Annotated in this window: 32 protein-coding genes and 1 riboswitch; of the genes, 14 read left to right on the forward strand and 18 right to left on the reverse strand. The window is 30.1% G+C overall.

Features of this window, described 5'->3' with window-relative positions; translation table 11 throughout:
- Positions 1 to 361: 361 nt before the first annotated feature.
- The 5 genes from sufB to sufC form a co-directional block, all read right to left on the reverse strand.
- Positions 362 to 1,759, reverse strand: a complete 1,398-nt coding sequence (gene sufB / locus NST64_RS09180) for a Fe-S cluster assembly protein SufB (RefSeq protein WP_002448087.1) — start codon at positions 1,757 to 1,759, stop codon at positions 362 to 364.
- A gap of 161 nt (positions 1,760 to 1,920) precedes the next feature.
- Entirely contained in the window at positions 1,921 to 2,382 is a 462-nt protein-coding gene (gene sufU, locus NST64_RS09185; RefSeq protein ID WP_002448166.1) for a Fe-S cluster assembly sulfur transfer protein SufU, read from the reverse strand.
- Complete coding sequence (locus NST64_RS09190) at positions 2,372 to 3,622, reverse strand: cysteine desulfurase (protein WP_172457916.1); 1,251 nt, start codon at positions 3,620 to 3,622, stop codon at positions 2,372 to 2,374. Before NST64_RS09190 ends, sufU begins: the two co-directional genes overlap by 11 nt.
- Positions 3,623 to 3,652: 30 nt before the next feature.
- On the reverse strand, positions 3,653 to 4,960 hold the full coding sequence (gene sufD / locus NST64_RS09195) for a Fe-S cluster assembly protein SufD (protein WP_002448151.1): 1,308 nt from the start codon (positions 4,958 to 4,960) through the stop codon (positions 3,653 to 3,655).
- A 122-nt stretch (positions 4,961 to 5,082) separates the two neighbouring features.
- Complete coding sequence (gene sufC, locus NST64_RS09200) at positions 5,083 to 5,844, reverse strand: Fe-S cluster assembly ATPase SufC (RefSeq protein ID WP_002448050.1); 762 nt, start codon at positions 5,842 to 5,844, stop codon at positions 5,083 to 5,085.
- 323 nt (positions 5,845 to 6,167) lie between these two features.
- Between sufC and NST64_RS09205 the strand changes: the two genes are divergently transcribed.
- Complete coding sequence (locus NST64_RS09205; protein ID WP_002448183.1) at positions 6,168 to 7,025, forward strand: DUF368 domain-containing protein; 858 nt, start codon at positions 6,168 to 6,170, stop codon at positions 7,023 to 7,025.
- A gap of 63 nt (positions 7,026 to 7,088) precedes the next feature.
- On the opposite strand, the gene NST64_RS09210 is transcribed toward NST64_RS09205, so the two are convergent.
- Positions 7,089 to 7,274, reverse strand: a complete 186-nt coding sequence (locus NST64_RS09210; protein ID WP_002448111.1) for a CsbD family protein — start codon at positions 7,272 to 7,274, stop codon at positions 7,089 to 7,091.
- Positions 7,275 to 7,448: 174 nt separating this feature from the next.
- Here NST64_RS09210 and NST64_RS09215 point away from each other — a divergent pair, with 174 nt between their 5' ends.
- Positions 7,449 to 7,613 (forward strand): hypothetical protein, encoded by a 165-nt coding sequence (locus tag NST64_RS09215; RefSeq protein WP_002448129.1) that lies wholly within the window; start codon positions 7,449 to 7,451, stop codon positions 7,611 to 7,613.
- 89 nt (positions 7,614 to 7,702) lie between these two features.
- Here the strand turns inward: NST64_RS09215 and NST64_RS09220 are convergent, their stop codons facing one another.
- From NST64_RS09220 to NST64_RS09250, 7 genes are all read right to left on the reverse strand, one after another.
- Entirely contained in the window at positions 7,703 to 8,518 is an 816-nt protein-coding gene (locus NST64_RS09220) for a MetQ/NlpA family ABC transporter substrate-binding protein (protein WP_002448060.1), read from the reverse strand.
- Between the two features lie 20 nt (positions 8,519 to 8,538).
- Entirely contained in the window at positions 8,539 to 9,234 is a 696-nt protein-coding gene (locus NST64_RS09225; protein ID WP_002448101.1) for a methionine ABC transporter permease, read from the reverse strand.
- A complete protein-coding gene (locus NST64_RS09230) occupies positions 9,227 to 10,252 on the reverse strand; it encodes a methionine ABC transporter ATP-binding protein (RefSeq protein WP_049418678.1) in 1,026 nt (341 codons plus the stop codon). Before NST64_RS09230 ends, NST64_RS09225 begins: the two co-directional genes overlap by 8 nt.
- An 84-nt stretch (positions 10,253 to 10,336) precedes the next feature.
- Positions 10,337 to 10,441, reverse strand: a riboswitch (SAM riboswitch).
- A 54-nt stretch (positions 10,442 to 10,495) separates the two neighbouring features.
- Positions 10,496 to 10,795 (reverse strand): thioredoxin family protein, encoded by a 300-nt coding sequence (locus NST64_RS09235; RefSeq protein WP_002448091.1) that lies wholly within the window; start codon positions 10,793 to 10,795, stop codon positions 10,496 to 10,498.
- The gene (locus NST64_RS09240) at positions 10,788 to 11,174 is read right to left on the reverse strand and encodes a toprim domain-containing protein (protein WP_002448075.1); all 387 of its coding nucleotides are present in this window, start codon (positions 11,172 to 11,174) and stop codon (positions 10,788 to 10,790) included. Before NST64_RS09240 ends, NST64_RS09235 begins: the two co-directional genes overlap by 8 nt.
- Positions 11,175 to 11,309: 135 nt before the next feature.
- Entirely contained in the window at positions 11,310 to 11,690 is a 381-nt protein-coding gene (gene gcvH, locus NST64_RS09245) for a glycine cleavage system protein GcvH (protein WP_049418676.1), read from the reverse strand.
- Between the two features lie 92 nt (positions 11,691 to 11,782).
- Positions 11,783 to 12,136 (reverse strand): arsenate reductase family protein, encoded by a 354-nt coding sequence (locus NST64_RS09250; RefSeq protein WP_002455565.1) that lies wholly within the window; start codon positions 12,134 to 12,136, stop codon positions 11,783 to 11,785.
- A gap of 139 nt (positions 12,137 to 12,275) precedes the next feature.
- On the opposite strand from NST64_RS09250, the gene NST64_RS09255 reads away from it, so the two are divergent.
- On the forward strand, positions 12,276 to 12,599 hold the full coding sequence (locus NST64_RS09255) for a thioredoxin family protein (RefSeq protein WP_002448188.1): 324 nt from the start codon (positions 12,276 to 12,278) through the stop codon (positions 12,597 to 12,599).
- 37 nt (positions 12,600 to 12,636) lie between these two features.
- Here the strand turns inward: NST64_RS09255 and NST64_RS09260 are convergent, their stop codons facing one another.
- Positions 12,637 to 13,176 carry a nitroreductase family protein gene (locus NST64_RS09260; protein WP_002448165.1) on the reverse strand — a complete coding sequence of 180 codons (540 nt, stop codon included), beginning with the start codon at positions 13,174 to 13,176 and terminating at the stop codon, positions 12,637 to 12,639.
- Positions 13,177 to 13,245: 69 nt separating this feature from the next.
- Positions 13,246 to 13,971 carry a type I 3-dehydroquinate dehydratase gene (gene aroD, locus NST64_RS09265; RefSeq protein ID WP_049418674.1) on the reverse strand — a complete coding sequence of 242 codons (726 nt, stop codon included), beginning with the start codon at positions 13,969 to 13,971 and terminating at the stop codon, positions 13,246 to 13,248.
- A gap of 161 nt (positions 13,972 to 14,132) precedes the next feature.
- Here aroD and NST64_RS09270 point away from each other — a divergent pair, with 161 nt between their 5' ends.
- Both NST64_RS09270 and NST64_RS09275 read left to right on the forward strand, forming a co-directional pair.
- On the forward strand, positions 14,133 to 14,555 hold the full coding sequence (locus NST64_RS09270; RefSeq protein ID WP_002448074.1) for an organic hydroperoxide resistance protein: 423 nt from the start codon (positions 14,133 to 14,135) through the stop codon (positions 14,553 to 14,555).
- Between the two features lie 451 nt (positions 14,556 to 15,006).
- Entirely contained in the window at positions 15,007 to 15,498 is a 492-nt protein-coding gene (locus tag NST64_RS09275) for a GNAT family N-acetyltransferase (protein ID WP_002448223.1), read from the forward strand.
- 14 nt (positions 15,499 to 15,512) lie between these two features.
- Here the strand turns inward: NST64_RS09275 and NST64_RS09280 are convergent, their stop codons facing one another.
- The gene (locus tag NST64_RS09280; RefSeq protein WP_107632357.1) at positions 15,513 to 16,112 is read right to left on the reverse strand and encodes a histidine phosphatase family protein; all 600 of its coding nucleotides are present in this window, start codon (positions 16,110 to 16,112) and stop codon (positions 15,513 to 15,515) included.
- Between the two features lie 194 nt (positions 16,113 to 16,306).
- Here NST64_RS09280 and NST64_RS09285 point away from each other — a divergent pair, with 194 nt between their 5' ends.
- Entirely contained in the window at positions 16,307 to 16,549 is a 243-nt protein-coding gene (locus NST64_RS09285) for a hypothetical protein (RefSeq protein WP_002448133.1), read from the forward strand.
- Here NST64_RS09285 and NST64_RS09290 read toward each other — a convergent pair.
- Positions 16,541 to 16,744 (reverse strand): sterile alpha motif-like domain-containing protein, encoded by a 204-nt coding sequence (locus NST64_RS09290; RefSeq protein WP_002448195.1) that lies wholly within the window; start codon positions 16,742 to 16,744, stop codon positions 16,541 to 16,543. The two genes, NST64_RS09285 and NST64_RS09290, sit on opposite strands and share 9 nt — an antisense overlap.
- 454 nt (positions 16,745 to 17,198) lie before the next feature.
- Between NST64_RS09290 and tsaA the strand changes: the two genes are divergently transcribed.
- The 8 genes from tsaA (at position 17,199) to NST64_RS09330 (ending at position 21,055) form a co-directional block, all read left to right on the forward strand.
- Positions 17,199 to 17,456, forward strand: coding sequence for a type II toxin-antitoxin system antitoxin TsaA (gene tsaA / locus NST64_RS09295; protein ID WP_002455569.1), 258 nt, complete (start codon positions 17,199 to 17,201; stop codon positions 17,454 to 17,456).
- Positions 17,457 to 17,478: 22 nt separating this feature from the next.
- A complete protein-coding gene (gene tsaT / locus NST64_RS09300; RefSeq protein ID WP_002448257.1) occupies positions 17,479 to 17,667 on the forward strand; it encodes a type II toxin-antitoxin system toxin TsaT in 189 nt (62 codons plus the stop codon).
- Between the two features lie 96 nt (positions 17,668 to 17,763).
- Positions 17,764 to 18,330 carry a lipoprotein N-acylation protein LnsA gene (gene lnsA, locus NST64_RS09305; protein WP_369962964.1) on the forward strand — a complete coding sequence of 189 codons (567 nt, stop codon included), beginning with the start codon at positions 17,764 to 17,766 and terminating at the stop codon, positions 18,328 to 18,330.
- Between the two features lie 73 nt (positions 18,331 to 18,403).
- Positions 18,404 to 19,150 carry a poly-gamma-glutamate hydrolase family protein gene (locus NST64_RS09310; protein ID WP_002448118.1) on the forward strand — a complete coding sequence of 249 codons (747 nt, stop codon included), beginning with the start codon at positions 18,404 to 18,406 and terminating at the stop codon, positions 19,148 to 19,150.
- A gap of 76 nt (positions 19,151 to 19,226) precedes the next feature.
- On the forward strand, positions 19,227 to 19,511 hold the full coding sequence (locus tag NST64_RS09315) for a hypothetical protein (RefSeq protein WP_002448116.1): 285 nt from the start codon (positions 19,227 to 19,229) through the stop codon (positions 19,509 to 19,511).
- A gap of 155 nt (positions 19,512 to 19,666) precedes the next feature.
- Positions 19,667 to 19,894, forward strand: a complete 228-nt coding sequence (locus tag NST64_RS09320) for a hypothetical protein (protein ID WP_002455571.1) — start codon at positions 19,667 to 19,669, stop codon at positions 19,892 to 19,894.
- A 132-nt stretch (positions 19,895 to 20,026) separates the two neighbouring features.
- Entirely contained in the window at positions 20,027 to 20,743 is a 717-nt protein-coding gene (locus NST64_RS09325) for a hypothetical protein (protein WP_049418672.1), read from the forward strand.
- A 135-nt stretch (positions 20,744 to 20,878) separates the two neighbouring features.
- Complete coding sequence (locus NST64_RS09330; protein ID WP_002455572.1) at positions 20,879 to 21,055, forward strand: hypothetical protein; 177 nt, start codon at positions 20,879 to 20,881, stop codon at positions 21,053 to 21,055.
- 54 nt (positions 21,056 to 21,109) lie between these two features.
- Here the strand turns inward: NST64_RS09330 and NST64_RS09335 are convergent, their stop codons facing one another.
- Entirely contained in the window at positions 21,110 to 22,051 is a 942-nt protein-coding gene (locus NST64_RS09335) for a cation diffusion facilitator family transporter (protein WP_049418670.1), read from the reverse strand.
- Positions 22,052 to 22,092 lie beyond the last annotated feature (41 nt).

Consider the following 22,092-nt stretch of genomic DNA (forward strand, 5'->3'; position numbering starts at 1 on the left):
AATTCACTATCTCCATTTGTAACTACTTGTCTTCTAATAGATTGTATTAACTGATTTTGAACTGGATAAGATGGAATATCGCCCTCATAATTAATCATTACTTGAACAAATTGACTACTACTTCGGGCATACTTACCACTTCTGAATCCGTATTACCTACTATATTGGCTTGAATAATTGGTTATTTAATAGTTCAGTCAAACAATGATCACACTATTGCATTATAAACATCAATATTTGACTTATCACCTGTTCTATATATATTAAATGTTTACTTCTTTTTAATATACTTGAAAAACAAAAGAACTAGAATGTTAAACATTCTAGTTCTTTTAACTATTAGCTTAAGCTATATCTTAAATTATCCAATTGAACCTTCCATTTCAAATTTAATAAGACGGTTCATTTCTACAGCATACTCCATTGGTAATTCTTTAGTAAATGGTTCGATGAATCCCATAACAATCATCTCTGTTGCTTCTTCTTCAGAAATCCCTCTACTCATTAGATAGAATAATTGTTCTTCAGATACTTTAGAAACTTTCGCTTCATGTTCTAATGAAATATTATCATTAAATACTTCATTATATGGAATTGTGTCTGAAGTTGATTCGTTATCTAGAATTAATGTATCGCATTCGATATTTGAACGCGCACCTTTAGCTTTGCGTCCAAAGTGAACGATACCGCGATAGATTACTTTACCACCGTTTTTAGAAATTGATTTAGATACGATAGTTGAAGATGTATTTGGGGCTTTATGAATCATTTTAGCACCTGCATCTTGAACTTGACCTTTACCCGCAAATGCGATGGATAATGTACTACCTTTCGCACCTTCACCTAATAATACACAGTTAGGGTATTTCATTGTTAACTTAGAACCTAAGTTACCGTCAACCCATTCCATATTACCATTTTCATGAACAAACGTACGTTTAGTAACTAAGTTATACACATTGTTAGCCCAGTTTTGGATAGTAGTATAACGAACATGTGCATCTTTATGAACAATAATTTCAACTACTGCTGAGTGTAATGAACTTGTAGTATATACTGGTGCAGTACAACCCTCAACATAGTTTACTGAAGCCCCTTCATCAGCAATAATTAATGTACGTTCGAATTGACCCATATTTTCTGAGTTAATTCGGAAGTACGCTTGTAATGGTGTATCTAATTTAACGTTTTTAGGTACATAGATGAATGAACCACCTGACCATACTGCTGAATTTAATGCTGCGAATTTATTATCAGCTGCTGGAACAACAGAAGCAAAGTATTCTTTAAATAAGTCTTCATTTTCACGTAAAGCACTGTCTGTATCTTTAAAGATTATCCCTTTTTCTTCTAATTCTTTTTCCATATTATGATATACAACTTCTGATTCATATTGTGCAGAAACACCAGCTAAATATTTTTGTTCTGCTTCTGGTATACCTAATTTATCAAATGTACGTTTAATTTCTTCAGGTACTTCATCCCAAGAACGTTCAGTATGCTCTGAAGGCTTAACATAATAAGTAATGTCATCAAAATTCAACTCTGATAAATCGCCACCCCATTGAGGCATTGGGATTTTATAGAATAGTTTTAAAGCTTTTAATCGGAAATTAAGCATCCATTCTGGTTCTTCTTTCATCTTAGAAATTTCTCTAACAATATTTTCTGTTAGACCACGTTCTGATCTGAAAATGGAAACATCCTCATCATGGAAACCATATTTATAATCTCCAACATCAGGTGCTTTTTTAGCCATTTCAATCACTCCTTAAATATATTTAAAACGATATGCGCATCATTTATCTTTCACTACTATCTATAGTCATTGTAACAACATGCAAACTATATAAAAAGAAATATGTGTAAAATGTCACAGCACCATAGTGCTTAGAATAACATTTATTACCTATTCGTATTTTATTCTTCAGTTGTACCTTCTGCTTTACCTTCTTTTTGCACTGTACCTTTTTCTAAAGCTTTCCACGCTAACGTTGCACATTTAATACGTGCTGGGAATTGAGAAACGCCTTGTAATGCTTCTACATCTCCCATATCTTCAGTGATGTTATAATCTTCACCTAACATCATTTTAGTAAATTCTTGACTCATTTGCATTGCTTCACCTAATGAATGACCTTTAACTGCTTCAGTCATCATCGATGCACTTGACATTGAAATTGAGCAACCTTCACCTTCGAATTTCGCCTCTTGAATGATACCATCTTCGATATCAAATGTTAGTCTAATGCGATCACCACAAGTAGGATTATTCATATCTACTGTCATTGATCCATTATCTAAAACGCCTTTATTACGAGGATTCTTATAATGATCCATAATTACAGATCTATAAAGTTGATCTAAATTATTAAAACTCATATGAGAAAAACTCCTTCGTTTGTTTCAATGCTTCTACTAATTGGTCAACATCTTCTTTAGTATTATAAATATAAAAACTTGCTCTTGCAGTAGATGATACATTTAACCATTTCATTAATGGTTGCGCACAGTGATGTCCAGCTCTAACAGCGACACCTTCAGTATCTACTGCTGTAGCAACATCATGTGGATGAATATCAGCTAAATTAAAAGTGATCACACCTGCACGTCTTTCTTTAGGGGGACCATATATTTCTAATCCTTCAATTGAAGATAATTGCTCATATGCATATTCTGTTAATTCTTTTTCATGCTGATGAATGGCATCAAAGCCTATATTTTCGATATAACGAATAGCTTCAGCCAATCCAATAGCTTGAGCAATAATCGGTGTACCAGCTTCAAATTTAGTAGGTAAGTCAGCCCATGTTGCATCGTACTTACTTACAAAATCAATCATGTCCCCACCATACTCAACAGGTTCCATGTTTTGAAGTAGTTCACGTTTTCCATATAATACACCAATACCAGTCGGTCCTAACATTTTGTGACCGCTAAAGCTAAAGAAATCAACATCTAAATCTTGAACATCGATATCCATATGAGGTGCAGATTGTGCTCCATCAACACTAATAATAGCACCGTGTTCATGCGCAATCTTAGCAATTGCTTTTATATCATTAATGGTACCTAAGACATTAGACACATGAGTAATAGCTACAATCTTAGTATTGTCATTAATTGTCGATTTGACATCTTCGATTCTTAGTTCACCATCATCAGTCATAGGAATAAATTTTAAAGTAGCTTTTTTTCGTTTAGCTAGCTGTTGCCAAGGCACAATATTAGCATGATGTTCCATCTCTGTCACAACGATTTCGTCGCCTTCGTTAATATTAGCGTCTCCATAACTATGTGCAACAATATTAATTGAAGCAGTCGTACCTCTAGTAAAAATAATTTCTTCAAAATATTTAGCATTAATGAAACGTCGTACTGTCTCACGAGCACTTTCATATCCATCTGTTGCTAAAGAACCTAGAGTATGCACACCACGATGCACATTAGAATTGTAACGTTTATAATAATCATCTAATACATTTAATACTTGCACTGGTGTTTGACTTGTTGCTGTTGAATCAAGATAAGCTAATCGTTTTCCATTAACTTTTTGATTTAGTATAGGAAAGTCTTCAATAATTTCTTGTATGTTTAATGAAGTTTCGGCCACTACCTTCACGACCTTTCTTTTATTGAAAATCTCAATGACCTATTTATTTACTTTAAGTTCGATGACTTCTCGTAATTGACGTTTCACATCTTCAATTGGTAATTCACGGACAACTGGATCTAAGAAACCATGAATAACAAGACGTTCTGCTTCTTTTTGAGAAATACCACGGCTCATTAAGTAGTAAAGTTGTTCTGGGTCAACACGACCAACCGAAGCTGCATGACCTGCTTCAACATCATCTTCATCGATAAGTAGAATAGGGTTCGCATCTCCGCGAGCATGCTCTGAAAGCATTAACACACGAGATTCTTGATTTGCGATAGATTTTGTACCGCCATGCTTAATATATCCAATACCGTTAAATACAGATGAAGCATTTTCACGCATTACACCATGTTTTAAGATATAACCATTTGTTTCCTTACCATATTGAACGATTTTAGATGTTAAGTTAATTTTTTGATCACCAGTACCAACAATGACTGATTTTAGTTCACTTGTTGAACGATCACCAATTAAGTTAGTAGTATTATCAATAATTTGGCTTCCCTCATTCATTAAACCTAAAGCCCAATTAATTGATGCATCTGCTGCCGTCACACCACGACGGATAATGTGACCTGTAAATCCTTTATCTAGATAGTCAACTGAACCATAAGTAATGTTTGAATTTGCTCCTGCAATCACTTCAGAAATAATATTGACTTGATTACCTTCACCACTTGCAGTTGAAAGGTAATTCTCAACATATGTTACTTCAGCACTTTCTTCCGTTACAATAATGGCATGATTAAATAAACTTGCATTCTCATTGTCATGTAATACTACATATTGAATAGGGTCTTCAACTACTACATTTTTAGGGACATATACAAATACGCCACCATTCAATAATGCTGTATGCAAAGCAGTTAATCGATGTTCATCTACTGTAACTGCATCTTTCATTAAATATTTTTCTACTAATTCACTATGATCTTGTAGCGCTTTTGATAAACCTTCAATAATAACATTATTATGATTTGCTTGTTCTGATACTTGTGTGAAAGCTAAATCATTATTATGTTGAATAATTAAATTTTTAGAATTTTCTATATCAATAATATTTTTAACTGATTCAGGAAGTTCTGATACATCATTATATGATTTACTTTCTACATGATGTTGTTTAAATGCATCGAAATCCCATTTTCTTAGTTTTGTTTTATCTGGTTTAGGCATTTCTAAAGTTTCTGTTAATTTCAAAGCTTTTTGACGTAGTTCAGTCATCCAAGAAGGTTCATTTTGTGCTTTAGAATAATCAACAAGTTGTGCTTCAGAAATATTTAAAGTTTCTGTTGTCATAATGCTTTTTCCTCCTACTTGATGAAAAATTTTAGTAACTGAATTGATATATAAACTGTTTATTTCCACATTTTAAAATCAATCAGTTCTTTTTATGAATAGTTTTTATATTATTTAATGACCTATTCAGTTGCACCAAATTCTTCTTTAACCCATTCATAACCTTCTTCTTCAAGACGTTTAGCTAATTCTGGACCGCCTGATTTTACAACTTTACCGCCATACATAACATGTACTTTATCAGGAGTAATATAGTTTAATAAACGTTGATAGTGTGTAATCATTAATGCACCGAAATCTTCACCACGCATTTCATTGATTCCTTTAGAAACGACTTTTAATGCATCAATATCTAAACCTGAGTCAATTTCATCTAAAATCGCAAATTTAGGTTCTAACATCATTAATTGTAAGATTTCATTACGTTTTTTCTCCCCACCTGAGAAACCTTCATTTAAATAACGTTGCGCCATATCTTTATCAATATCTAAGAAATCCATTTGTTTATCTAATTTTTTAATAAATTGCATTAAGTTAATTTCTTGACCTTCTTCACGTTTTGCATTAATCGCTGAACGCATAAAGTCTGCATTTGTTACACCAGTAATTTCTGATGGATATTGCATTGCTAAGAAAAGACCTGCTTTTGCTCTTTCGTCAACCTCTAATTCTAAAATATTTACGCCATCAAGTAATACTTCACCTTGAGTGACTTCATAACTTGGGTGACCCATAATTGCAGAAGATAATGTTGATTTACCTGTACCATTAGGTCCCATGATTGCGTGAACTTCACCAGTATTAATTGTTAAATTAACACCTTTTAAAATTTCTTTATCTTCAATAGACACATGTAAGTCTTTAATTTCCAATGTTGATGACATTTATATTCCCTCCATAAAATATAAAGTTTTCTTAACTAGTTTATAGTAATTTTAATTTATAGTCAAAAAGACTTCTAACACTTTAATACACTTAATTATAACGTAAATAGTCCCCAATATAAACTTATTAAAATGACAAAAAAGATTATATTTTCGTCAAAATTGTTTCGAAATGACTTCAATTTTCAAGTGCGACTGATAATCAAAAGGTATCTGTTCTCAATAGGCATCTATATATTAACGATGATTGACTACTTAATATTTCAATGTAAGTTAAAAATTTGGTAGTATTCGTATTAACTTAATAAAGAAAGGAGACCTTTATGACATTCAAATGGAAAAATATTTTAAAAGGATTTGCGATGGGAACTTCAGATTTAGTTCCAGGAATTAGTGGAGGTACCATTGCTTTACTTTTAGGAATATATGATGGTTTTATTTCATCCATTAGTGGATTATTTTCTAAACGATTTTGGCCAAGTCTAAAATTTTTACTTCCTATATTAATAGGAATGATTTTAGCGATTGGTGTACTTAGTAATTTAATTCATTACCTACTCGATCATCATCACGTAATAACGATGTTCTTTTTTACTGGTTTAATTATAGGCATTGTCCCTTACTTATTAAAAACTTCAGATTTTAAAAAAACATTTACAACTAAACACTATGGATTATTAATTTTAGGAATCATAGTTATAGTGACATTAACGTTATTAAATCCTAGCACACAGCAATCAAGTTTAACACTTCAATTATCTTTTAGTCTTATTATTAAATATTTTATAGCAGGTGTTTGTGCTTCTAGTGCAATGCTACTTCCAGGTATCTCTGGCTCATTTATGCTACTTGTATTCGGTGCATATGGAACAATAATGTTAGCTATTGCTAATTTAGCTAAATTTAACTTTACCGGTCTGCCTATATTAATAGTAGTTGGTTTAGGTATTTTATGTGGATTTCTATTTTCAAGCCGTATTATAAAATACTTTTTAACCCACCACTTTATTGGAACATTTGCCTTAATTACTGGTTTTGTTATTGGTTCAATTTATGCTGTATTCCCAGGAATTCCTAAATCACCAGTAGAATGGATTGTTTCGATTATTTCTTTAGTAATAGGATATATAGTAAGTTATTCATTAGGACTGATTACGTCTAACAATGATACTCAGACATAATATTCTAAAATAAACAAAAAACGCATGTGTTTAACACATGCGTTCTCTTCTAGTTAAAACGACTTATTTATCGCCTTTTAATTTATCAATAACATCATTTGCTTTATCTTTAACGTTATCAACCACTTCTTTAGCTTTACCTGAAGCTTTGTCGCCTTGACCTTCTTTTTCTAAATCTTTATTATCAGTTGCATTACCAACTGTTTCTTTAATGTTACCTTTAGCTTGTTCAAATTTATCTTCTGCCATTTTAAATTCCTCCTTGTTGAACATTTCATTCTTAAATGATTTTTGTAATATTAATATACCCAATACATATCCTGTATAAACATAAATTCTGTTGTTTTTTATATTTTCTGTCTAATTAAAATAATTGTTATAATAACATTGTTCAATTTACTTATCCAATTGGAGATGATAACTATGACATTTGTTAATTTTACTGCTATGACAGAAAAAGGTTTAAATAAAAAGGTTAATGCATTCTTAGAAGAACATCCATATATAGAAATTGTTAAATTTGAATATGCGATGGGTCAAGGTGGTATCGGCGTTGGAATACTATATCAAGACGATTCAAGTTTATAATATAAATGACTGCAATAAATGTATTGATATAAAATAAAAAAACGGTTCACATATTTCTTTGTGAACCGTTTTTTACTGCATATTATTCATTATTTTGCAGGTACAACTGCACCTTTGTATTTTTCATTGATGAAATCACGAATGTCTTTAGATTGTAATACTTCAACTAAAGCTTTAATTTTTTCATCATCTTTATGATCTTTACGAACTGCAATTAGGTTTGCATAAGGGTTATTATTAGGTTTTTCAACTACAATTGAATCTTTTTGTGGACTTAAGCCTTGATCAATAGCATAGTTTGAATTAATAATAGCTGCATCTACATCTTGATTTTGATAGATTTTCGGAAGGTATTCAGCTGATTGTTTGTTATTGAATTTAATATCTTTTTTGTTTTCAGTAATATCTTCAAATTTAGCGTCTTCAATTTTTACGCCTTTTTTAATTTTAATTAAGCCTTCATCAACGAAGAATTTTAAGAAACGACCTTGTTCAGCTGGGTTATTTGAAACATAAACTGTCGCACCTTTAGGAAGGTCTTTTAAACTTTTGTATTTTTTAGAATAAACAGCCATTGGTTCTAAATGAACTTTACCTGCATCTTCAATTTTGTATCCTTTTTCTTTACTTTCAGTTTTTAAATAAGGAACGTGTTGGAAGTAGTTAGCATCAAGTTCACCTTTATCTAACAACTTATTAGGTGTAGTGTAATCATTGATTGTTTTAATTTCTAAATCATAACCCTTTTTCTCAAGAAGTGGTTTTGCTTTTTCTAAGATTTCAGCGTGTGGTGCTGGTGAGGCACCTACAACGATTTTTTTATCTTTTTCGTCTCCACCTTTACCACAAGCAACTAATACAACTGTCAGTGTAAGTACTAATACTAAACTTAAAAGTTTTTTCATTTAATCTGTCCTCTTTTCTATTATCGTTTATCAATTTTATTTGTAAGCCAATCCCCGATGAATTGGATTATAAATACAATAATTAAAATAAATACGGTTGACACTAGAATGACGTCGTTTTGGTTACGTGTAAAACCAGTTAAGTAAGCTAAGTTACCTAAACCACCTGCACCAATAACGCCTGCAATAGCAGTTGAACCAACTAAAGCGATAGCAGTTACTGTAATACCTGAAACAAGTGCTGGCATTGCTTCTGGAAGCAATACTTTTCGAACGACTGTCCAAGTATTCGCACCCATAGACCATGCTGCTTCAATAACGCCTTTATCGATTTCTTTAAATGCGATTTCAACTAATCTTGCGTAGAACGGTGCAGCGCCAATGATTAATGCTGGAAGTGCTCCCGTCGGTCCACTAATTGTACCTAATAATACACTTGTGAACGGAATTAATAACAAAATTAAAATAATAAATGGAATTGCACGGAACAAGTTAACTATAAATGAAACTACCGTATAGAAAATTTTAGCTCCAGGTGCGTCACTTTTAGCTGATAAGAAAAGCAGCACACCTAAGATTAAGCCAAAGATAAAAGCAAAAATGGTTGACACTATAGTCATATAAAGTGTTTCATATATTGCTTGCCAAACTTCAGGCCATTGCACGTTAGGCATAGTAATCATTTCATGGAAGATATCACCATATGATTTATCCATGTTTAATCACCTCCACATTTACGTGTTGTTTATGTAACTCAGTTACAAATGTATTAAATCCATCTTCACTAATATGTGGAATGTGTACAATTAAAAATCCAATTGAACCTGTACGTGTATTTTTAATATTTGCTTCCAAAATATTTAATTCAATATTCTGCGTTCGCGTAATATCAGATACAACAGGTTGTGTTGTATTATTACCGTTGAAATTCAACCTTACAATATAAGCGTCTTTGTTCAATGGTTCTAGATGTTTAATTGAATCTTCAAAATCGTCGTCTAAATCGTCTTTCACGAATCGTTTTGTCACCTCATGTTGAGGATTTTCAAATACTTCATCAACATTACCTTGCTCAATAACACGTCCATTTTCCATCACTGCAACTGCATCACATATGCGTCTAATCACTTGCATTTCATGTGTAATAATCACAATCGTTAGATTTCTTTCTTCTTTTATTTTTAACAGTAAATCTAAAATTTCATCCGTTGTTTGTGGATCTAGCGCACTTGTAGCCTCGTCACATAATAAGACATTCGGATCATTCGCTAATGCACGAGCAATCCCAACTCTTTGTTTTTGACCACCCGATAATTCTGAAGGATAAGCTTTTTCACGGCCTTTTAAACCGACCAACTCTACAAGTTCTAAAGCTCTTTTTTTTGCTTCTGTACGAGCTACTCCAGCTATTTCTAGTGGGAACATAATATTACTAATGACAGTACGTGACCATAATAAATTAAAATGTTGGAAAATCATACTTACTTTTTGTCGTTTTTTTCTCAAATCTGATTTAGAAAGTTTGTTAATATTGTCTCCATCTATAACGATATCCCCTGAAGTCGGCTCTTCTAGATTATTAAACATTCGAATTAACGTACTTTTACCAGCACCAGAGAACCCAATCACTCCAAAAATTGAGCCTGATTCTATATTCAAATCAACGTGATCTACTGCTAGTACATCTTTGTTCTTTGTGTGATAGCGTTTAACAACTTGATTTAACTCAATCACGTTAAATGCCTCCCTTAAATTCCTTATGTAATTAAAAAATGCTTTCCCACCTAGAGAGATGAGAAAGCATTTAAAATTATCTTTCTCTCATCTTCTAAAGTCTTAAACTTTATGTGAATTGGCACCATTTCCATTATAGACGGTTGCCGGGCTTCGTAGGGCACATCCCTCCACCTCTCTCGATAAGAGTTTTCGCACTATTTAATTAATTTATATCCTATCACTGTACTAATAATTCGTCAATCATTTTTTTAACTTTTCTAACAAATATGGCACGGATTGAAATGCATAGATTCTATCTACTTCTTTATCCTTATCCATAATTAACAGTACAGGTACAGACATAATTTTATATTCTTCACTAAAATACTTATGGAAATTTAAATCAATTTTTTTAAGTGGTAATTGTTCGATATCATTTGCAATATCTAGCATGCGCTCTGAAATCTTACATGTTCCACACATAGGAGTATATCCAAATATTAAATGTTTATCTTTATCAAAGTGTTCTTTGATGTCTTCGATTTTAATAGAATTATTCATTCACGAGTACTAACCTTTCAGAACTTAAATTAGGTATAAGTTTTTTCTCTTTTTTTACGTTAAATCCATATTTACTCAATACATGAGCAAGATAATTTTTAGGACAACGCGCGACTTCACAATATGTTTTATCTACATAGATATGTTCACTTTCACTTAAATAACGTTTAAACCATTTTCTAATTTTTTCGCCTTCATCATCTGAATCGGCAAGAATATAGACCTGTTTTCCATATAATGTTTCTATCATATCGTCTAGTTTGTCGATACTCATTGTACCATGTGTACAAATAATATTTACAGGTTCAGCTATGACTTGTTGCACTTTCTTCTTATCAGATTTACCTTCCACAATGATAACTTTATTTAAAATTGCCATGTTCATCCACCTTCTAAGTCGATATTAAACAATCATTTACTTTTTCACGTTATTGATGAATATAAACACAATTTACAGATAATTAATATAATATATAAAAAACTCCTAGATTCAATATCAAGGAGTTTTTTAAAATTATTCGCCAATCATTTCAGAATATTGTTCAGCTGATAGCAATTCATCTAATTGACTTTCATCATTTAATTCAACTTTTACCATCCACGCTTTTTCATAAGGTGATTCATTAACAAATTCTGGACTATCTTCTAATTCGTCATTTGTTTCAACAATTTTACCAGAGACAGGTGCATACAATTCAGATACTGTCTTTACTGATTCAACACTACCAAATGTATCCCCTTCATTAATTTCTTCATCGACATCTGGTAATTCGACAAATACGATGTCTCCTAATTCGCCTTGCGCGTATTCAGTAATACCAATTGTTGCCGTATTTCCTTCAACTTTAACCCATTCATGTTCCTTAGAATATTTGAATTCGCTCGGTACTGCCACGAAAATCCCCTCCTAAAAATAATTACAATTTAATGATGCCATACCGTAAGTTTTCATTCAACTATTAATATTAAAAGTTGTGATTATACTTTCTATAACCATACATCTTTATATTGTTCTTCATTAAAACCTAATGTAACTTTTTCACCTGAAACCGCTAGCGGACGTTTTACCAACATTCCATCTGAGGCTAAGAGTTCTAATTTTTCATCATTAGATAATTCTTTTAATTTATCTTTCAAACCAAGTTCTCTATATTTCACACCATGTGTATTAAAGAATTTATTTATTTCCACTTCTGATTTAACTACTAACTCTTTGAATTCTTGTTTTGTAGGTGTGTGTTGCACAATATCTATAGACTCATAACTCACTCCATGCTCATCTAAAAATCGAGCAGCTTTTTTACAAGTTGTGCATTTTGGATATTGATAAAATTTAATCATTCAGTATTATCCTCCTATTTAAACTTATTATAAATATATCAAATTATTTAAATAAACGCTCTACTTTTTAAGCTTTATTTTTTTCTAAATATTAGTAATTAGTTATAATATATAAAACAAGCTAAAAGGAGTGTAAAGTATGAAAAATATTACTACTACTGAAGAATTTAATTCAGTTATTCAAAGTGAACAACCTGTAATTGTAAAATTTGAAGCTGGTTGGTGTCCTGATTGTAAAGCAATGGATATGTGGATTGATCCAATCGTTGACAAGTATAACGACTATAAATGGTATTCTGTAAATCGTGATGAATTAGAAGATGTAGCATCAGACAATGAAGTCATGGGTATCCCAAGTTTACTTATATTTGAAAATGGTCAAAAACAAGCTCATTTGCATTCTGCTAATGCAAAATCACCTGAACAAGTTGAATCATTCTTAAAAGAAACATTTAATAAATAATTAAAGAACCACACTCGTTATTTTGAGTGTGGTTTCTTTAGTATTCTGAGATTAAATGTTTATTTTTACGTTTTGCTTTAGGTGGTACCTCTTCTAAATCAGTAAGATACAATAAACCTGCAATAGCTTCATCTTTAGCAATACCAAACGCTTTTCTTACTTTTGGTTCAAAGATGTACAATGGCGTTTTCCAACATGTACCAATACCTTTTTCATAAAGTAATAACATTAGATTCTGAGTGTATGCACCCATCGCAAAAAAGTTTTCGCGATTTTGTCGTTGTCGTGGGTCAGTTTTAAGTACTAAAACTAACATACCTCCTAAATTTGTCACCGCGTTATAATGATCTTCTTGTTTTTCTGGACTATTTGGAAAGGCAAAACGTGTAATATCTCTACTCATATCTCCTAATCTATCTTTAGAAACATGAATAACTCTCCACGGTTCTCTCATACCATGATTAGGAGCGTCAGTAGCTTGTTCTATGGCTTTAAATACATCTTCATCATTAATCACCATATCATGTTTAAATTTCTTTATACTTCTTCTTAAAGAAATTACTTCTTGTAATTCCACAATTATCGCTCCTCTATATTGATAACTATTATCAATTATACGCGGATATCGATGACATTTCAATGTATACTACATGCTTTCGTAAAATAATAATTGTTTTTTTAGTTCTTTAACATGAATCTGCCCTGGTGCTTGAGGTTCACCTAAGCAACCATATGACACTGTACCCCCAAAAACACCTTGAGCAGTTCGGCTCACTAATCCTAAATGAGACATAGATATTCCAATAACTTGTTGAGAAATCGCTTTAGATGTATAAGCTACTGCTTCTAATAGCATTGCTACGTCCTGTTTTTCCTTAGGCATTACTGCAATTTTTACATACTCAGGATTTAATTTTTGCATTTTATAATATGTGAATTTTAATTCTTCTAACGGTGGCGTTTCTAAAAAATTATGATAGGACACAATTATTTGTTTCTGATGACGATGTGCATTTTCTATAATACGCTTATGCGTCTCAACCTCAATATTTGACTCCCATTCTATATCTATCATTTGACATTCATCTATTGAGGAAATTGTTTCAATTAACTGTAAATATTCTTTATTAGTTAACTGACCTTTTCCACCTTGAGAAATTGTGCGATATGTCACCAATATTTTGAAATGATTCTTTATTTCATTTAGAAGTGAAAGGTTTTTCATTAAAAGTTCGTGATGATGACTCTCCCACTGATCTATACGCAACTCAATGATATCTATATATGCATGATTATCATTGATACTATTTAACGTTTCATTATCTATTATATCTTGAGGTGCTATGGTTGCAGCTACCTTTACTTCTGCCATATAATCCCTTCTTTTCTTGCCATTTACAATTTTATATTATTTTAAACTATTTATGTCACACTCGCCAATGTTTAAAATTCTTTTTAATTTTTACAGATCATGATTTAAAACTTTTTAGTTGGGTATATAATAATTGTATTCGAATTTAGGAGGTAATAATAATGGCAGTTCAATATGAAACTAAAGCAACAAACGTTGGTGGACGTAAAGGACACGTACACACAGACGATAATGCAATAAATGTAGATGTATTACCACCACAACAAGCAGATGGAAACGCAACTAACCCTGAACAATTATTCGCAGCTGGCTATGCTTCATGCTTCAATGGTGCATATGACCTTATTTTAAAACAAAACAAAGTTCGCGGAGCAGAACCTGAGGTAACTTTAACTGTACGCTTAGAAGATGATCCAAATGCTGAAAGTCCAAAATTAAGCGTATCTATTGATGCAAAAGTTAAAAATGTATTATCTCAAGAAGACGCTGAAAAATATCTACAAGATGCTCACGAATTCTGTCCATATTCAAAAGCAACTCGTGGCAACATCGATGTAGATTTAAATGTTCAAGTTGTTGACTAATTAGCATTACTCTTTAAAATCAAAATTTTATAATTTTAAAAAACCCTGAGACACCTCATTATGTCTCAGGATTTTTTTATGTGTTGATAGATAAAGACTGAATTAAAAAGAGCTGATATCAAGTTATTTCAATAGTAGTATGAAAGTTAACATAATGACTTTCAATAAGAACATTTACGTCCTTGGGGATGTATTGCTAGAATTGAACGACAAATTCAAATTGAATTCCGTTCCACTCCATTTCATTTCCTATCTAACAATTAAGTTTGAAGATATCGATGTATGATAGATAATATTCTAACATCTATGTATTCTCACACTTTTTGTATAATTTTTAAAAATAGGCTATTCTATGGATATAGTTATTAATTAAACTTTATAAAATTTTTATAATTCAATTAATTTGTATAAATAGATTTTTAAATGCTAATAATAATTTGAGGTGAGTATAATGTCAGAAGTTAGAATTCTTACTAACAACGATTTAAATCAATATATTACTTTAATATCAAATGATTCACATACTTATTCATGGGATAAACTTTATTTTCAACATGTGTCTCCAAATTACTTAAAACACATTCTATCTAAAGAAGAAGAGTATTGTAATATTTTTGGCAATTTTAAAAATGAAAAACTTGTGGCTGGTGTTACATTGCGACAACTCAAACAAGTGGGCACACAACATAAAGCAATGTTAGAAAATCTCTTTTTAAAAGACAAAAAAGACGAGATTACTTTGCAAAATTTAATCTGTGAAGTGATTAATTATGCAAAGTCTCGTCATATTGAAAAACTAATGACTTGTATTACCTCAAATCATATTGGTGCAAAGATTTTTTTCACTGCACTTGGTTTTGAAACTTTAGGGATTGAAAAAAACTCATTTAAAGTAGATGATACTTATTTTGATGTTCATTGGCTACTCTATGATATTAAATAGTCAGGATAATGATTTTACTTATTGGCATCATCGATTGTAGGATCCACCATATCGAGAAATTCAAACTTTCCATGTGTATAAATAAATTTTAAAATACAACAATTTCCAATGATATATTGATTTGCCATATCATCACCTATCCATTTTCTTAAAAAAACCTGAATGGATGTACCATGGCTTACCGCTAAGAATGTTTTTCCATTAGAGGACTCTAATAAATTACTTAATGTCGTAACGATACGATGTTCAACTTCATGTTTCGTTTCTCCTCCGAAAGAGCGTAGTCTAGTTCCAAAAATGTCGTGTTTATCCCAAACTGCATCCAATAATTGAACACTATCCCCTTCAAATAGTCCAAAACTCCATTCTTTTAATCCTTTATTACGTTGATATGCTTGTTCAGGTAAAACATTTTCTAACGTATCACATGCCCGTTCCGAACTAGATGAATATGCTTCGTCAAAAGTAATATGATTATGTTTAAAGTAATGACCTGCTTGCTTCGCTTGAGATATTCCTAATTCAGTAAGTGGAGAATCACTTGCACCTTGTACTTTCCCTCTTAAATTAAACATAGTTTGTCCATGTCTCATTAAATAGAGTATTTTACTCATTACATTCACCTCAATATATTTTTTAAATAATATAGGCAACTTTCTTTTACACCACTTTATAATCCATACATAGTATATCTTAATTTTTTTATACTTAAAAATAAATAAAGGTAAAAAATTAATTAATACACGTTTGGTTCTCATTGTGATGGGTATAATGAATTATAAGTTTTACAAATAAAGGAGCGTTCATTGTGAATGATCATCATCAATACAATTATGTCAATCCTAATAAGCTCTCATTAGATTGGGAATGTTTTGTAATAAGTAAATCAGAAATGTTACTTGATGGAGTTCCTAGTGAACTTATTCATTCGTGGTTAGATAGAGAAATTATAGAACCTTTTTCAATTAGAGATAATGAATTAAACTTTAAAACTAAAGATATATGGAATGCGTTAAAGCAACAAAATTGGTACTATCCTAATTCAAATTAATTTATAGAGACTCATTGCTCGATTAGCGCTTTCAATTAGTTGGTGATCAACGTAATTTGACATCACATATGCTCTAATTTCTTTATTATTGCGTTCGTTTTTGGGAAATTTATGATCATTTACAATGTAGTTTGCTAAACTTCCTAGTGGTGTATCATCATTAATAAATCCAATAACAAAATCATAAAATGTCATTTTTTTCCTCCTCACATTACAACATTTCAGTATCTCCTATCATCTTATTGTTTCTAAATGAATGATGTTTATTTATATATAATCACATCAGTAAGTTATATTTTTTATAAGAGTTGTAATGTTTTAATTGATTTTATTAAAATAATTAAAACACTTTATTTCTAATTATTCACTAAAAACATTCTATGCGAATATTAATTTTCTGTAAATGTGACGATTTTTCGAATTTTTATACTCTTTTATTTACTTTTTTGATTTCCCCTTTTAATTGATACGTTTATTAGTTAATCATACATATTTATGACTGCCGATGAGTACATTTTAGTTTAATCGCCAGTTTTTTTATGTAAATTTACGAAGTCATTCTTTTAATAAGAATTAAAGTTTTACCTTTCTTTTAAAGAAGTGATATGATGATAAAAAAGACATCATTGTTATAGAGGTGACACTACCTATGAATATTAATAAATTATTTTGGATTAATATTATGATTACCCTTTTATTTCTAGGTTTTAACATTATTGTCACCTATTTTCCTAAGTTAGATGATTATTTCTGGCTCATACCTGGTTTAATCATATGTGGCCTCACTATTTCATTCAGTTTAATTGCCGCTATCTTGGATAAAAACCTTATAAGCGAAATAATTTTTTTAACTAATCTAATCATTTTTTTATATTATATATATCCACTGATATATAACTTTTTTTAATTAAAATGTGGGAGGTTTACAAATGAGTACACATTTAACGATTTTACTTTGGCTGGGTATTATATTTGTTGTTGCTGCTTCAATTATATTAGGGTTATTGCTAAAATCTAAAAAAGAAGAACGTAAAGAATCATATTTAGGCTTTACAGTCATCTTCTATATTTTTGGTTTTGCTTTACTGATATATATACTATTATTTGGTATTTTATAAATAGGGTTTAAAAGAACAAAATACGATTTTATTTTGTTCTTTTTTATATGTTTCTCTATAAAACGATTAAGGAGATATAAATTGAAGATTATTCAATTGAAACGTATTATATTTGTGATTTTCATTTTATTACTATTTTTCGCGTTCTCTTCTCATACTTATGCATCTATAAGTTCCACTTCTTCATCTTCAGAAAAAGGAAATGATTTCAAATTACAACCTGGTGATATTATTCTTACAAAAGGTCCGGTATTATTTGGTTTCTTTGGACATTCAAGTATTGCTTTAGATCATGATACAGTTTTACAAATTGAAGGACCCGGCGATAAGCCTATTATTGAATCTTTCGAATCATTTAAACAGCGATTTGGCGTTAAAAAAAATGATTGGATTAAAATATATCGTTGTGAGTATCCTAATGCAGGTCAAAAAGCAGCTAATTGGGCAAAAGCTCATTATAAAAATAGTGATAAAACTTATTTAGTTACACTTAATTTAAAAAGTGAACGCTTTACTTATTGTACTAAAATTATCTATCAAGCATACAAATATGGTGTAAGTAAAGATACGATAAATGATCATGGTTTACTAATTATCTCTCCATATGCTTTAGTTGATAATTTTAATAATGACTATCGTCTTAAGCTAGTAAAAAAATACTAATAGTTAAAGAATATGGCGTTACACTATACTTTTCTATACTAAGAAATGATATATAAAGGAACAACTTATTTTTATGAAAAACAAAAAATTACATTATCGATTCTTTTATTATATGTTTTTAACTCTTATTATTATATTATTTATTCTTCTCTTTCTTTACTTTTATAAACATTTTGAGTTAAAACAACATCAATCCTTAGATTACTATGCTAACTTTAATGATTTAAAACAACATACAACAAAAAATAAAGATTGGAAAATAATCACAAAACACCGTAAGCACAGCGATACCTTAATTACAGCTATTCATGGTGGAAGTATTGAACCTGGAACCACTGAACTCGCTCGCCGTATTTCAAATATTGGTCAATATAATTTTTATTCATTTGAAGGTCTACGTTCAGATAATAATGCTCAACTACATATTACTTCTACTGTTTTTGATGAACCTCAATTATTAGATATGCTCAACCATTCGTCAAAAACAATATCTATTCACGGATATGCAGGCGATGAACCCATTGTTTACGTAGGTGGTAAAGATAAAAAATTAGTTCAAACATTACGTCATTCATTAACTCATCATGGATTTACAGTACAAAAAACGCCTAAAGGAATTGAGGCCCTTTCCTATAATAATATTATTAATAGAGATAAAAAAGATACAGGAGTGCAACTGGAATTGACGACCCGCCAGCGAGCTTTGTTTTTTAAACATAATAAATTAGATAAAAATAATAGACGATATTCAAAAAATTATACGAGAACATTTTATAAATTTGCCGAAGCAGTAGATCAAGGTATTAAAAAAGCGCAATAAATGTAATATCGTTTTTTTAGTTTTTTAATTAAATTAATTTGGGTATATATAAGTAATGAGTTTAGGAGGCGTTTCTATGGACGAGTTAACTAAAGAACAAAAATATACAGTAGCAAAATTTTATAAGCTATATATGGAACGTTCAAATAGTGGACAAACAGAGGAAGAAGCAAATAATTTTAAAGATAGTATTACAGCTCAAGATGATTATTTTTGCGATAGAAAATATAGTGATTTCTTAGAAAATTGCAAAGTTCTTATTGATCATGGCTATCTAGATGGAAATATTATGTCTGATAGAATTGATAATATTAAAGTTACAAATAAAGCTTTTACTGAAATTGAACAAAGCTTTAATTAAGAATATCTAATTTTTTCAAGTTATTTCTATTCAAGAATATTTGCTTAAAAGTCTTAAATAAATATATTTATTTAATTATGAATATAACTTTTAAAGCCTGCACATATGTATTGAGTATGTTTCAGGCTTTTTATTTTTAATAGAGGTGAGTTTACATGAATCATTGGAAAATTAATAATATGACGAATAGAAATCTACTTATACAACAAAACGAAAATGATGTATCTATAGTTGAACCTTTAAATAACAGTTCATTTAAAATTCTATCAGAGTTTAAACTGAATACACCCTCTCTTCCTATTAATACATATGATGAACATTTATATGTTTCAATCAATTTTAAAAATGAAGAAATTAATATTTACAATAAATCGAATGAATAACACTATTATATTAATAATTTTATCAACTAAATTGTTTTAAAAAAATAATAAAATGTTAAATAAATATTAATATTTATTATGTAATATTTATGGTGAAATTTGATTGACATATTATAATGATGGAGGTCAGTTATGGATAAAATTATATTCTATCTAGGCATTACTTTATTTTTAATCGCTTGTATAGTCATTATTTTTGGTATTATTGCTATTTTTAAAAATAAAAATTACTTAAAAATGCTTGCTATGGCTATTATTATTATCTTATTAAGTATGCTTGCACTGGGTATTCATAAAGTCATTGAGAGTAATAATCCCTCTAAAAGTGACATCACTCCTATAAAAAAAGAAAAGCCTAAAGATAATAAAACAAATAAAGAAAATAACAATAAAAAAGAAAATAATTCTAAGAAAAATAATAAGGATACATCACATGAGTCTATTCAGGATACTCCTTCCACTCAAGAAAACACACCCGCCACAGAAGAAAATTCAATTCAGTCATCAGAATCACCAACTACACAACAATCAATACAACAAGAAAACCCAACTACTGAACAAAATAATGCGACTACAAATAATCAAAATTCTACACAACGACAGCAAGAACCTTCAACACAACAACAAGACACATCTCAATATCAGACGAATTCAGCAAATAATGATTCAAAACAAATTCATTCTACTCACAACCAGAATAGTCAAAATAGTACTCAATATAATCATACAAATGAATCTAATACAACAAAAGACAACACTAATAATGTAAATCAAAATAGCACATTAAATACAACTCAAAATACACAAAGTAATAATACGAATAATAATATAAACCAAATAAACAATTAATAATAAAAAAGGTAGAGCTTTGAGGCTCTATCTTTTATTTTTGACATCATTTTAAAATTTATAAATATTTATTGAATATTACATTTAATATGCCATACTAAAATATGATACGACTTAAAACAAAGGGATGAGACAATGAAAAAATTAGCCTTACTAACGCTTTCAAGCTTTCTAATATTAGGTGCATGTAGTCATAGTAATGATACAGTCAAAGATGTAAACGAAAGTGCACATAAAAAGAATAATCCAAAAGCACACAAATCCAAAGGCAATTCTGAACGCATAGATAGTAAAAAAATAAATAAAAACTAAAAATAAGGAGTAGAAGCGCTCTTACTATCCATCGCTTCTACTCCTATTTAATTATCATTCTTCGTATTGTTTAAAGTAATCTTCGTCTAAATGGTTAAGATGAATATTTTCAATTTGTAGTGTAACATGTTCTAAATTATATTTTTCTTTCAACAATTCAGAAACTTTATTAACCGTTGAATACGGCCATTTAGTATATTCATCACTTAAAACAACATGAGCACTCAATGAACTATGGTTTGTAGTGATGCTCCATAAATGAAACTCATGCACATCTATAACGCCTTCAACGCTTTTCATTGCATTAATAATTTCATCTGAATCATATCCATCTGGAATACGCTCCATTAATACTTTCCAAGCATTTTTAATTATTTTATAACCACCATTTAAAATGATAAGAGAAATGATGATACTAATGATTGGATCAATAATTGCCCATCCAGTAAAATGAATAAGTACTACTGCTACGATAACGCCAATTGAATTTAATAAATCTCCGAAAAAATGCCATAATGCACTTTGAATATTGACATTATCTTCTTTTCTTAAAGATCTAAATAAAATAAGTGTTAAAATGATATTTATAATAAGACCTAATACAGCTACAAATATCATAATACCACTTGCTACCGGTTCAGGATGTATGATTCTCAAAATGCCTTCGTACATAATACTTAACGAAATAACAATTAATGCTAAACCATTTAAGAAAGCTACAATAATTTCTAATCTTAAAAATCCATACGTATAATGTTTCGTTGGAGGCTTACTTGCAAAATAAATAGCAAGCATAGACAATCCTAGTGCCAAAACATCACTTAACATATGGAATGAATCTGATAATAAAGCAAGTGAATTAGCATATAATCCACCTACAAACTCTACAATTGTAAAAATCAGCGTAATAATCAAAGAAGACCAAAGCGTTGCTTTTGAACTACTTTGAAATTTCCTATGTTCTACATGATGAAAATATTTTGATTGATTGTTCATTACTTCTCTCCAAACAATTAAATTATAAACTATTTTCTTTA

The sequence above is a fragment of the Staphylococcus sp. FSL W8-1268 genome (assembly GCF_038003965.1).
In the GTDB taxonomy this organism is placed as follows: domain Bacteria; phylum Bacillota; class Bacilli; order Staphylococcales; family Staphylococcaceae; genus Staphylococcus; species Staphylococcus hominis.